The sequence below is a fragment of the Streptomyces adustus genome (genome assembly GCF_009377175.1).
In the GTDB taxonomy this organism is placed as follows: domain Bacteria; phylum Actinomycetota; class Actinomycetes; order Streptomycetales; family Streptomycetaceae; genus Streptomyces; species Streptomyces adustus.
In genome coordinates this window covers 1-11,622 of sequence record NZ_VJZD01000283.1, presented here as the reverse complement: position 1 = coordinate 11,622, position 11,622 = coordinate 1, and the positions used below count along the sequence as shown (strand labels likewise).

General features: G+C 73.8%; 10 protein-coding genes. 5 read left to right on the top strand and 5 right to left on the bottom strand.

The annotated features are described in order from the left end of the window. Positions 1 to 131: 131 nt before the first annotated feature. A complete protein-coding gene (locus FNH09_RS39860) occupies positions 132 to 1,994 on the bottom strand; it encodes a serine/threonine-protein kinase (RefSeq protein WP_152894759.1) in 1,863 nt (620 codons plus the stop codon). Between the two features lie 44 nt (positions 1,995 to 2,038). Here FNH09_RS39860 and FNH09_RS39855 point away from each other — a divergent pair, with 44 nt between their 5' ends. Both FNH09_RS39855 and aceB read left to right on the top strand, forming a co-directional pair. Beyond that, complete coding sequence (locus tag FNH09_RS39855) at positions 2,039 to 2,653, top strand: nucleotidyltransferase family protein (RefSeq protein WP_152894758.1); 615 nt, start codon at positions 2,039 to 2,041, stop codon at positions 2,651 to 2,653. A gap of 140 nt (positions 2,654 to 2,793) precedes the next feature. Continuing rightward, positions 2,794 to 4,419 (top strand): malate synthase A, encoded by a 1,626-nt coding sequence (aceB, locus tag FNH09_RS39850; protein WP_152894757.1) that lies wholly within the window; start codon positions 2,794 to 2,796, stop codon positions 4,417 to 4,419. 13 nt (positions 4,420 to 4,432) lie between these two features. Here aceB and FNH09_RS39845 read toward each other — a convergent pair whose 3' ends face one another. The 4 genes from FNH09_RS39845 to FNH09_RS39830 form a co-directional block, all read right to left on the bottom strand. After that, positions 4,433 to 4,708 carry an Rdx family protein gene (locus FNH09_RS39845; protein ID WP_152894756.1) on the bottom strand — a complete coding sequence of 92 codons (276 nt, stop codon included), beginning with the start codon at positions 4,706 to 4,708 and terminating at the stop codon, positions 4,433 to 4,435. Further along, complete coding sequence (locus FNH09_RS39840; RefSeq protein ID WP_152894755.1) at positions 4,705 to 5,619, bottom strand: HipA family kinase; 915 nt, start codon at positions 5,617 to 5,619, stop codon at positions 4,705 to 4,707. Before FNH09_RS39840 ends, FNH09_RS39845 begins: the two co-directional genes overlap by 4 nt. 118 nt (positions 5,620 to 5,737) lie before the next feature. Next, a complete protein-coding gene (locus FNH09_RS39835; protein WP_152894754.1) occupies positions 5,738 to 5,947 on the bottom strand; it encodes a DUF4287 domain-containing protein in 210 nt (69 codons plus the stop codon). 207 nt (positions 5,948 to 6,154) lie between these two features. After that, positions 6,155 to 7,669: an IucA/IucC family protein gene (locus tag FNH09_RS39830; protein WP_420802830.1), complete on the bottom strand. Its 1,515-nt coding sequence runs from the start codon at positions 7,667 to 7,669 to the stop codon at positions 6,155 to 6,157. A 220-nt stretch (positions 7,670 to 7,889) separates the two neighbouring features. Here FNH09_RS39830 and FNH09_RS39825 point away from each other — a divergent pair, with 220 nt between their 5' ends. From FNH09_RS39825 to FNH09_RS39815, 3 genes are read left to right on the top strand one after another with little or no spacing between them, the layout of a single operon-like run. Then, positions 7,890 to 9,473, top strand: coding sequence for an IucA/IucC family protein (locus FNH09_RS39825; RefSeq protein ID WP_162469798.1), 1,584 nt, complete (start codon positions 7,890 to 7,892; stop codon positions 9,471 to 9,473). 9 nt (positions 9,474 to 9,482) lie between these two features. Continuing rightward, positions 9,483 to 10,745, top strand: coding sequence for a VWA domain-containing protein (locus FNH09_RS39820; RefSeq protein ID WP_152894752.1), 1,263 nt, complete (start codon positions 9,483 to 9,485; stop codon positions 10,743 to 10,745). Beyond that, positions 10,745 to 11,572: a hypothetical protein gene (locus tag FNH09_RS39815; RefSeq protein ID WP_152894751.1), complete on the top strand. Its 828-nt coding sequence runs from the start codon at positions 10,745 to 10,747 to the stop codon at positions 11,570 to 11,572. The genes FNH09_RS39820 and FNH09_RS39815 overlap by 1 nt, the downstream gene beginning before the upstream one ends. The last annotated feature ends 50 nt before the right edge of the window (positions 11,573 to 11,622 follow it).

Below are 11,622 nucleotides of genomic sequence, written 5' to 3'. Positions count from 1 at the left end.
CCACCGCCCCCGCCGCACGGCCCACGCCTGGCACCCGGTCGGGGCGGGCGCCCAGTTAACGGCACCGGGACCCGGGTCCGCCAGTCCGATGCACCGTCAACTTCCGTTGTACGCAAAGCAGATCGATTCGGTCAGAGCGCGCTGTGCCATACCCGGACATCGAGGGTGACGTACCGGCTCGGGTCGGACTGCGGGGAGAGCCCCTGGTAGGTGACCAGCCCGACGTCGCCTGCTGCGCCGAGCACACAGAACTGCTGCCCCTTGACCAGGGTGTCGGTGGACAGGTGCAGGGCGTACCGGGTCTCGGTGCGGCAGGTCTCCAGCGTGCCCCGCTGCGTCCGGGCGAGCAGGATGATCCTGGCGTCCGTCTGGATCCAGTCGAGGTCGGCGTAGTACTCGATGTCGACGGGGGTGTCGTCCCCGGTCGGCCGCAGGGTGTCGTCGCTCAGCGTCAGGTGGTAGCCGCTGGTGAGGTCGATGCCCTTCCGGTCGAGGTCCGGCGCGGCGCCCGCGTCCACGGTACGGCTCGCCGACGCGGTCGGCTCCGGGCTCCCGTCGGTCCGCTCCTCACCGCCGGCGGCCGTCGTGCCCCGCTGCGCCGGACTCCGGGAGTGCTCGGTGCCCTGGGCCGCCGATGTGCCCTTGTCCCGCCGGTCGCCCTGCGTCAGGAGGTACGCCGTCCCGGCCCCCGCGGCCGCGAAGACGAGGACCCCGGCCGCCGCGGCCGCGACGAGACGGGCCCGGCGACGCCCGGGCGACGGTGCCGCCACCGGACCCGTCGCCGAAGCAGGCGTCGGACCCGCCGGCGGCGCCGCCAGCGGGGCGGCCGCCACGGTGGGTGTCCGGTGCACGTCGGCGGACCCGGCGGCCGCGGCCGGGCCGAAGCCCTGCGGGGGTGCACCCGGTGCGGTGCCGGGAGCCGGCGGGGCGCCCGCGGCCGGTGATGTGACAGGGAGCGGCGGTGCGACAGGGAGTGGAGGTGCGACAGGGGCCGGTGGTGCCGGCGGTGGGGCCGGGGCGGCCGCCCGGGCCGGGATGTCCGCGGCCACCGCGCCGGGCAGCCAGTCCTCCGGCCGGCGCAGCACCGTCTCGGCGCCGGCCGCCTGGCACAGCGCGATGACGTCGGTGACGGAGGGCCGGGCCGCGGGATCCTTGGCAAGGCAGCGGCTGACGAGTTCCCGTGTCCCCTCGGGCAGGGCGGAGAGGTCGGGCTCCTCGTGGACGATCCGGTACAGCACACCGTGCCCGGTGCCCTCGCCGAACGCGGGGGTGCCCAGGGCCGCGTAGGCGGCGACCTGGCCGAGCGCGAACACGTCGGTCGCCGCCGTGATCTCGCGCCCCGCGGCCTGCTCGGGGGCCATGAAGGACGGGGTGCCGACGGTGACGCCGCTGCCGGTGAGCGCGGTCGCGTCCGCGGCCCGCGCGATGCCGAAGTCGATCACCCGGGGACCGTCGGAGGCCAACAGCACGTTCGACGGCTTGAGATCGCGGTGCACGATGCCCGCCCGATGGATGACGTGCAGCGCCTCGGCGATCCCGGCGACGAGCAGCAGCACCGTGGGCACCGGCAGCGGCCCGTGCGCGGCGACCGCGTCGGCCAGGGAGGGGCCGGGCACGTACGCCGTGGCGAGCCAGGGGCGCGGCCCGTCCGGGTCGGCGTCGATGACGGGCGCGGTGTAGAGGCCCTGGACCCGCTGGGCGGCGTCGACCTCCTGCCTGAAACGGCGCCGGAACTCGGGATCCTCGCTGAACTCCGGTCGGATCACCTTGACCGCGACGGCCCTGCCGCCGGGCGTGTACGACAGATAGACCTTGCCCATGCCGCCCGCGCCGAGCCGCGCGGAGAGCCGGTACCCGCCGACCGTCGCGGGGTCCCCCGCCGCCAGCGCGCGGAAGACCCCCGTGTGCGCCGTCGTGCCGTCTGCCGAGTCCAACTCGCGCTCCCCAGTGCCCACTTCGCCCCCGGTACTCCTGCGGCGTCCATGAAACCCCATGCGCCGCTCCTGCCTCCACCCGCATCCTGCGGTATGCAGGGTCCATGACGACATCTCGGACGGCGCCCGGCCCTCCGGTGGTTGCGGGTCTGCTGCTCGCCGCGGGCGGCGGACGGCGGCTGGGCGGACGCCCCAAGGCCCTGCTCACGCATCGCGGACGGCCGCTGGTGGAGCACGCGGTGGCGGTGCTGCGGTCGGCCGGGTGCCGCCGGGTCCACGTGGTCCTGGGGGCGCAGGCGGACACCGTACGACTACGGGCGGAGCTCGGCGACTGCGTGCTGGTGGACAACCCGGAGTGGGAGCAGGGCATGGGCACCTCGCTGCGGGCCGGGCTCGCCTCGCTCACCGGAACGGACGCGGGGGCGGCGCTGGTCTCGCTCGTCGACCAGCCCGGCATCGGCCCGGAGGCGGTACGGCGGGTGCTGGCCGCCCACCGGGACGGCGCGTCCCTGGTCTCGGCCGCCTACGCGGGCGTGCGCGGCCATCCCGTCCTGTTCGGGGCCGACCACTGGGCGGGCGTCGCCGCGGCCGCGACCGGGGACCAGGGAGCGCGCGCCTACCTGCGGGAGCACGCGGCATCGGTGACGCTCGTCGAGTGCGGGGACGTGGCCCGGCCGTACGACATCGACACGGAGGCCGACCTGGTCCACCTCGAGTGACATCAACAGAACATTGAGCTTCCGCGATGAGGAAACTAGTATCCATTGATCAAATGCGTCCGGCCGCGCCCCCGACGCCGTCCGCCTCACCCGGTTCGTCCGGCACCCGGTGCCACGCCCGCTGAAGGAAGTGACAGCTCATGTCCGCACCAGCGCCGTCCCCGCTGGCCATCGTCGACGCCGCACCGCTGCCCCGGCAGGAGGAGGTCCTCACCGAGGCCGCGCTCGCCTTCGTGGCCGAGCTGCACCGGCGTTTCACACCGCGCCGGGACGAGCTCCTGGCCCGCCGGGCGGAGCGCCGCGCCGAGATCGCCCGCACCGCCACGCTCGACTTCCTCCCGGAGACCGCCGCGATCCGCGCGGACGACTCCTGGCGGGTGGCCCCGGCCCCCGCGGCCCTGGACGACCGGCGGGTGGAGATCACCGGCCCGACCGACCGCAAGATGACGATCAACGCGCTCAACTCCGGTGCCCGGGTGTGGCTCGCGGACTTCGAGGACGCCTCCGCGCCCACCTGGGAGAACGTCGTCCTCGGCCAGCTCAACCTGAGCGACGCCTACGCCCGGACCATCGACTTCACCGACGAGCGCACCGGGAAGTCGTACGCCCTCAAGGCCGCCGGGGAACTCGCCACCGTCGTCATGCGGCCGCGCGGCTGGCATCTGGACGAGCGTCACCTCGTCGACGCCGACGGCACCCCGGTCCCCGGCGCGTTCGTCGACTTCGGGCTGTACTTCTTCCACAACGCCCGGCGGCTGCTCGACCTCGGCAAGGGTCCGTACTTCTATCTGCCGAAGACGGAGTCCCATCTGGAGGCCCGGCTCTGGAACGACGTGTTCGTCTTCGCGCAGGACCACCTCGGCATCCCGCAGGGCACCGTCCGCGCCACCGTCCTCATCGAGACCATCACGGCGGCCTACGAGATGGAGGAGATCCTCTACGAACTCCGCGACCACGCCTCCGGGTTGAACGCCGGCCGCTGGGACTACCTGTTCTCCATCATCAAGAACTTCCGGGACGGCGGGCCCCGGTTCGTGCTGCCGGACCGCAACGCCGTGACGATGACGGCCCCGTTCATGCGGGCCTACACCGAACTCCTCGTGCGCACCTGCCACAGGCGCGGGGCGCACGCGATCGGCGGCATGGCGGCGTTCATCCCGTCGCGGCGCGACGAGGAGGCCAACAGGATCGCCTTCGAGAAGGTCAGGGCCGACAAGGACCGTGAGGCGGGCGACGGTTTCGACGGGTCGTGGGTGGCCCACCCGGATCTGGTGCCGATCGCCCTGGCCTCCTTCGACGCCGTGCTCGGCGACCGGCCGAACCAGAAGGACCGGCTGCGCGAGGACGTCCACGTCGAGGCGGCCGACCTGATCGCCGTCGACTCCCTCGACGCCAGGCCGACGTATGCCGGGCTGGTCAACGCCGTCCAGGTCGGCATCCGTTACATCGAGGCCTGGCTGCGCGGCCTCGGCGCGGTCGCCATCTTCGGGCTGATGGAGGACGCGGCCACCGCCGAGATCTCCCGCTCGCAGATCTGGCAGTGGATCGACGCGGGCGTGGAGTTCGAGAACGGCGAGAAGGCGACACCGGAGCTGGCCCGCAAGGTCGCGGCGGAGGAACTGTCCGCCGTCCGGGCGGAGATCGGCGAGGCGGCCTTCGCCGCCGGACACTGGCAGCAGGCGCACGACCTGCTGCTGAGGGTCGCCCTCGACGAGGACTACGCCGACTTCCTGACCCTGCCCGCCTACGCGCAGCTCCAGGGCTGAACCCGGCGCGTCCTCACCTGTCCGAGTGGCCCAGGGAGCGGCCCGGGGCCACTCGGTCGCGTACCGCCTTCTTGACCTCCGTGGGTTCCGGGAAGCCCTGCTCGCGCCGGTCCCACACCACCTCGTCGTTCACCCGCACGACGAACACCCCGCCCGTGCCCGGCTTCAGCGCCAGCTCGGTCAGCTCGGCCTCGAAGGTGGTCAGCAGTTCCTGCGCCAGCCAGGCGGCCCGGGGCAGCCAGCGGCACCGGGTGCAGTACTCGATCTCCACCCGTCGGACGTCCGTCATTGCAGGTGCACCGACCAATCCTGTTCCGCGGCCGGCTTGCCGTGCAGATCGGGGACCGTCTTGAGCCAGTCCGGCCGGCCTTGCCGTGTTCTCGCCCGCCGCCGGGCCTCCTCGCCGGCGAGCTCCTCCCCGCTGGGGAAGTCGGTGGGCAGCCAGGCGGCGGAGGCCCGCACCCGGGCGTGGAGATGATCCACGTACGCGCTGCGGGCCTCGTCGGGCGTGGCGAACTCCGGGTCGTCGGCCAGCCAGGCGTCGGGGACCTCGGCGACGATCCGGCGCAGCAGCTCCCCGGTCACCCTGGGGGCCAGCTCGGCGTCGGCGGCCCGGGTGTCCGGCGCGTACCGGCCGAGGGCGTGGTGGCGGAAGTCGTAGGCCTTCTGCGGCGCCGCCGAGTCCCAGCGGTGGTGGAAGACGAGCGCGGCCCCGTGGTCGATCAGCCACAGCCGCGGGGGGACCGTGCCGAACGTGGGCCAGACCATCAGGTTGGAGCTGTGCACCGTGCGGTCGACGTTCACCGTCAGGGCGTCGAGCCAGACGATCCGGCCCGCCTCCACCGGGTCGACGTCGAAGGTCTCGGCCACCTCGGGCGTGAAGTCCTTCGCGCCCGGCAGATAGTCCATGCCGAGGTTGACGCCCCCGCTGGCGTCCAGCAGGTCCCGTACCTCCTGGTGCGGTTCGTCCGCGCCGAGCCCCGGGTCGAAGCGCACCAGGACCAGTTCGGGGAAGCGCAGCCCGAGGGCGCGGGCCAGTTCGCCCACGATCACCTCGGCGACCAGCGCCTTGCGGCCCTGCGCGGCGCCGGTGAACTTCACGACGTAGGTGCCGAGATCGTCCGCCTCGACGACGCCGGGGACGGAGCCGCCGGACCGCAGGGGTGTGAGGTAGCGGGTCGCAGTGACCTCTCTCAGCATGTTCTCAGGCCACCCGACCTTTCAGCCTCTCGATCCACGACCGGCTCCCGGTGCGCGCACTCGAAGAGTCTGCCACTGTTCGCGCCGGAGGACTCCGGCGGCCGAAGCCGCGGCCGTCTCAGCCGGTCTTCTCGGCGAGGGTTTGCGCGACGAGCGCGTTCGCGTGGCCGTGTCCCAGGCCGTGCTCGGTCTTGAGCCAGGAGACGAGCTCCATGTGCTTGGTCAGCGGCGAGGCGCGGATCAGGTCCTGCCACTCCGCGACCGGTCGGCCGTACTTCTTCTCGATCGAGGGGAAGTAGCTGGCGGGGCCCTTCACGGGTGCGGTCATGTCGGTCGCGTCCTCTCCGTCGGCCGGTCCGGCTGCGCCGGGGCGCCGGTCCTGTGCGCTGTTGTGGGTATGACCGGCGGGAGGAAGAGAAACGATCGCCTCGCCGAAGTGACCCGCATCACACACTGTGATGCCGGCCCCTGCCTTCCCGCCGAACATGAGGGAGTGAGGATCCACGCCCCGCCAGGTGGTGTCCGGGGCCGCGGCTCAGCCGGCCAGCGGGTTGGGCAGCGGCAGATAGCGGGCGTCGGCGCCGTCCGCGCCGGTCCAGCGCAGCAGCAGGTTCGTCTTGCCGGGCAGGGTGGGCGAGGCGAGCAGGGTGCCGATCTCGGCCAGGTCGTGGCGGGCGAACTCGCGGCGGGCGGCCGGCCAGGGGTCGAAGCCCGGGTGGCGCTCGGCCAGCGCGCCGGCGATCTCGGTGAGGTGGTTGACCACCAGGCAGTACACCAGCCGCTCCCAGCCTGCCTCCCGGGACACCTCCGGCAGCAGTTTGACGCCCTCGGCGTCCCGGAACAGCGCCTGCACCGGAGTGCCGTCCGCGTCGACCGCGACCAGCGTGTTCTGGAGGTGCGCCTCCAGTACGACGCCGTGGTCGGCGAAGGCCGCGAGGGCCGGGGGCACGACCGCGCCCAGATAGGCCTCCCACCAGGCCTCGGGGTCCTTCGCGCCGTCCAGCGGGCTGCCCGCGAAGCCCTCGGCCAGGGCCGCGGCGAGCAGCGGCGTGGCGCCGGGGAGCAGGTGCTCGCGCAGTCCGTCGCGGACCAGGACGGCCAGTTCCTCGAAGGCGAAGCCCGCGGTGCGGTAGCCGCGGTCGCTGAGCCAGGCCGCGGGTCCCTCGACCGCCGCGAGCGCGTGACCGGCCGCCGTGTCGGTCCGGCGCAGCTTCAGCAGGTCGTGACGCCACAGCCGGCGGATGTCGTTGGTGATGCGGACGTCCAGGCTGAACTTCAGGAAGACGTCCTGCTCCGGGCCGTACGTCGTGCGGATCGCGGCCGTGGGCCAGACCGCGGAGGCGGTCGTGCCCAGCCGGATCAGCCGGCCGTCGGCGAAGGCGGGGGCGAGGTCGTGGCCGACCAGGTCGAGCTGCCAGGGGTGCGCGGGCAGCAGCCGGTAGCCGGGCGGGGCCTCGCCGAGGGTGTCCAGGGCCGTGGTGTCGCCCTCCTCGACGACCGCGTCCTCGCGCACCCCGAGCAGGACCAGCGGGAAGCGGGCGTGCGCCTCGGGGGCGTACGGCAGCCAGCCGGCGACCGGGCCGCCGCCGCGTGCCTTCGGGGCGGGGTGGTACGGGTGGCCGGTGACCAGGGACTGCTCGGAGCGCAGGTAGAGGTCGTCGGGCGGGGTGGCGGCGGCGCGGGCGGTGAGCAGCGCGGCGACCGCGTCCCTGCTGTCGATCATCTCGGCGGGCAGTTCGTGGTTGGACAGCCCGGTGTGCCGGCGCAGTTCCTCGGCGACGAGTTTGACCAGTTCCGGGTGGTCGAGGCTGTGCCAGGCGCCCGCCGCGTACACCTCGGGTTCGGCGGGCCGCCGGGTCCCGCGCACCCGCAGCAGCCGGTCCCCGCCGGGCAGGCGGTACACCGGGCGCCCGCCGGGATCGGCGGGGTCGCCCAGCGGGCGGGCCACCTCGCGCAGCAGACAGTTGAGCAGGGGCGCGGCCGCGTAGGCGTCGGCCGGGTCGGTGACGCCGACGCGCGACACGCCCGTCCGCGGGGCGGCGGGCGGAATCGGGGCGCCACCGGCAGGCGGGGCTGCGCCGTCACCGGCGGGCACGGCGGTGTCGCCGCCGCCGGGCGGGGCGGCGTCGTCGTCGGCGTGCGGGGGCAGGAGGTCCACGCGATCCACTCGTTCCCTACGGTCCGTTCGGACGGAGATGATCAGTATCTCTGCTGTCACCACCTGCCTTGACCGACCAGTGCTACCCCACTCGTACCCGAGGAGCCCGACCGTGTACCGATCTTCCAGCGCCGAGGACGCGGTCGCCGCCGAACTGGCCGACGTGCGTCCCGGCCTCGTGACGCGGTTCACGGCCGAGCTGCCCGGCGCCCGCGCGGCCGTCCTGACCCGGCTGTGGCGCGCGCTCGCCCATGAACCGCTGCCGTGGATCGTGCGCCGTGAACCCGGCGGCGACGGGCTCACGCTGCGGCTGTCCGACGGCCGCCGGCTGCACGGTCCGGCCCCGGATCCGTACGCCACCGCCGCGTATGTCACCTCGGTGGAGCTGGAGGGGGTGGCATACGACCGGCCGGAGCGGCTGCTCATCGCGCTCGGGGTGCCGAACGGCGCGGCCTTCGCGGCCGAACTCGACGACAGTGTCGCGTCGTTGGCGCTGTCCCGGGCCGGACAGCCGGATCGCCCCGCCGGGCGGTCGGCCGTCGAGCCGTCGCCGGACGGGTGGCCGACGGACGACTGGAAGTGGGAGCAGCGGGTGGTCGACGGGCATCCGTACCACCCCAACTGCCGCTCCCGGCCGGGCTTCTCGGTCGCCGAGCAGCTCGCGTACGGGCCGGAGCACCGGCCGCTGGTACGGCTGGGCCTGGTGCCGGTGGATGCGGACGAGTGCCTGGTGACGGGCGAGTGGCCGGACCTGCTGCGGGACGGGCGGCGGACGGTGCTGCCGGTGCACCCCTGGCAGGCGGCGCATGTGCTCAAGCGGACGGCCGACGCCGGGCTCGACGCGCATCCGCTGATGTCGCTGCGCACCCTGGCCGTGCCCGGCGGTCCGCACGTCAAGACGGCGCTCAGTGCCCGGCTGACGTCCTCGGTGCGGGACATCTCCGTGGGGTCCGTCGAGATGTCCGCGATCCTGTCGGCCTTCGGGCAGGAGCTCGCGGCTCGCACGGACGGCCTGTTGCACGTCACCCGCACGCTGGGCGCGGCCACCGCGAACTCACCGGACCTGGCGGCCGTGCTGCGGGAGTCGCCGGGTGTGTACGGGGCCCCGGGCGAGCACGTGGTGCCGGTGGCCGCCCTCGCAACGACCGGTCTGCCCCGCTCGCCGCGCTGGCTGGCGGACTTCACCCGGCTCGCGCTGACCGTCGGGCTGCGGCTGCTGGAGCTCGGTGTCGCCCTGGAGGCGCACGGTCAGAACCTGCTGGTGGTGCTGTCGCCGACCGGCGCGCCGCTGCGTCTGGTCTACCGCGACCTCGCCGACATCCGGGTCGGCCCGCTGCGGCTGGCCCGACACGGCGTCCCGGTGCCCGCGTTGACCGGACGGACCGTCACGGACGATGTGACGGCCCTGCGGCGCAAGCTGTTCGGCTCGCTGGTGGCGGGCTCGCTGGCCGCGACGGCCGGATCGGCGCCGGCGCTGCGCGGGGCGCTGGAGGCGGCCGTACCGGAGCTGCCGCGCACCGCGGATCTGTCGGCGCTGCTCGAAGAGCCGCTGCCGGTCAAGGCGTTGACGCTGATGCGGCTGTCGCCGGGGGTGCCCGGGGACCAGTGGGCACAGCTGCCCAATCCGCTCGGCGGAACGGGGGCGGGGCGGTACGGGGCGGACCCCGCTTTGTGGCGGGACCCGTCCGGTCAATAGGATCCGCCGATGATCAGAACACAACGGCTGGCGGTAGGGATCTGCGCCCTGCTCGCCGCGTTCACGGTCGGGATAGCGTTCCCTGCCGGAGCGGTCGCCGACGAGACCACCGCCGACGCACCGAAGGTCGACCTCGTTCTCGATGTGAGCGGGTCGATGCGGGCCAACGACATCGACGGCAAGTCGCGGATGGCCGCGGCGAAGCAGGCGTTCAACGAGGTGCTGGACGCGACGCCCGAGGAGGTCCAGCTCGGCATCCGCACGCTGGGCGCCAACTACCCCGGCGACGACCGCAAGACGGGCTGCAAGGACACCGCGCAGCTCTACCCGGTCGGCCCGCTGAACCGTACCGACGCGAAGACGGCGGTGGCGACCCTGTCGCCCACCGGCTGGACGCCGATCGGCCCCGCCCTGCTGAAGGCCGCCGACGACCTCGACGGCGGAACCGGCTCCAAGCGCATCGTGCTGATCAGCGACGGCGAGGACACCTGCGCCCCGCTCGACCCGTGCGAGGTGGCCCGCGAGATCGCGGCCAAGGGTGTCGGCCTCACCATCGACACGCTCGGCCTGGTGCCGAGCACCAAGCTGCGCGCGCAGCTCAGCTGCATCGCCGAGGCGACCGGCGGGACCTACACCTCGGTTGAGCACGCCGACGAACTGACCGACAAGGTAAACCAGTTGGTGGACCGGGCGGCCGATCCGGTGGTGACGCCGGTCGCCACGGAGGGCGCGGCCGCCTGCGCCCAGGCGCCGACCCTGAAGTCCGGCCTGTACACCGACCGTGAGGAGTTCGGCCAGGAGCGCTGGTACCGGGTGGACGTCAACCCCGGCCAGGAGCTGCGGGCTTCGGTGAGCGTGTCGGCCGACCGGGCCGTGAACCCCGACTACGGGGTGCTGCTGCGGGCGGTGACCGTGCACTCCCGGGAGATCGTGCGCGGCGAGGCCGCGGGCAACGGCCGTACGGACGTCGTCTCGACCGGCCTGCGTTACCCGAAGGCCGAGAGCGACGAGGAGAACGCGCCCGCCGAGACGGTGTGTCTCCAGGTCACCAACTCCTTCTCCGCCGCCGCCGGGGTGAAGGCCACGCCCGGTATGCCGCTGGAGCTGACCGTCGACGTCGTGGACGGCCCGTCCCGGGCGAGCGACGTGGCCTCCTTCGGTCTCGGCCGCGGCTGGTGGCTGCTCGGCGCCCTGATCCTGGCCGGCTTCATCGCCGGTGTGCTGTGGGGCTGGCTGTCCCGCTGGCGCGTCGCGGTCTGGAGGACCAACTGATGCGAATCACACGTGCGCTGAGCCTGGCGCTGCTGACGCTCGGACTGGCGGCGGGCCCCGCGGCGGCCGACTCCTCGCCCTCCGCGAGCCCGACCGACGACGCCAAGGCGCCCACCACGGCGGGCACTTCGTTCCGCACGGCGACCGAGGTCGAGCAGGGCGTGACCGCCACGGCGAACGCCTCCGCGGGTGACTACCTGTACTGGTCGTTCCCGGCGGACGCCGAACAGCGGCCCACCGTAAAGGCGACGGTGAAGCTGCCGGACACCCACGCGAGCCAGTCCTGGCAGATCGACGTGTACGACGGTCTGCGCCGCCGCCAGGCCTGCCAGTACGGGGCGCAGACGCGCACCGCCGCACAGGGCTCGCCGTCCGTCGAACTGGCCTGCACACTGCGCACGGTGCGCGCCTGGACCGAGCCGTGGGACGACGCCCCGCTGCCCGGCACCTACTACGTCCGGCTGACGGCCGTGGGCCTGAAGACGGCCGACCTGGGTCTGCCGGTGAGCGCCGAGATTCAGGTGGAGTCCAAGGACATCGGCGGTGCGGCCGCCGTGGACGGCTCGCTGTCGGAGGCCCTGGTGCCGGGGATCGGCATCACGGCCAAGGACGAGGCCGACGCCTCCGACTCCGACGGCTCGGCTAAGTCGCCGAAGTCGGCTGTGCTCTCCAGCATCGAGCCGGACGGCGGCTGGTCGTCCAACTGGTGGTCCGACCGCTGGGTGTGGACCGCGGTGGGCGGCATGCTGGCCGCGCTCGCGGGCATCGGCGGTTACGCGCTGACCCGCGGCAACGGCCGCCCGCGCAATCTGCCACCGGGCGTCTGACGCCCGTGCTCCACGGGCCGGGCCCGGCGCGCCTTCTACGCGCCGGGCCC

Excerpts from the sequence above, each read along its gene's own strand:
- FNH09_RS39860 (WP_152894759.1), bottom strand. The coding sequence starts at position 1,994 with ATGGGGTTTCATGGACGCCGCAGGAGTACCGGGGGCGAAGTGGGCACT.
- FNH09_RS39855 (WP_152894758.1), top strand. The coding sequence starts at position 2,039 with ATGACGACATCTCGGACGGCGCCCGGCCCTCCGGTGGTTGCGGGTCTG.
- aceB (WP_152894757.1), top strand. The coding sequence starts at position 2,794 with ATGTCCGCACCAGCGCCGTCCCCGCTGGCCATCGTCGACGCCGCACCG.
- FNH09_RS39845 (WP_152894756.1), bottom strand. The coding sequence starts at position 4,708 with ATGACGGACGTCCGACGGGTGGAGATCGAGTACTGCACCCGGTGCCGC.
- FNH09_RS39840 (WP_152894755.1), bottom strand. The coding sequence starts at position 5,619 with ATGCTGAGAGAGGTCACTGCGACCCGCTACCTCACACCCCTGCGGTCC.
- FNH09_RS39835 (WP_152894754.1), bottom strand. The coding sequence starts at position 5,947 with ATGACCGCACCCGTGAAGGGCCCCGCCAGCTACTTCCCCTCGATCGAG.
- FNH09_RS39820 (WP_152894752.1), top strand. The coding sequence starts at position 9,483 with ATGATCAGAACACAACGGCTGGCGGTAGGGATCTGCGCCCTGCTCGCC.
- FNH09_RS39815 (WP_152894751.1), top strand. The coding sequence starts at position 10,745 with ATGCGAATCACACGTGCGCTGAGCCTGGCGCTGCTGACGCTCGGACTG.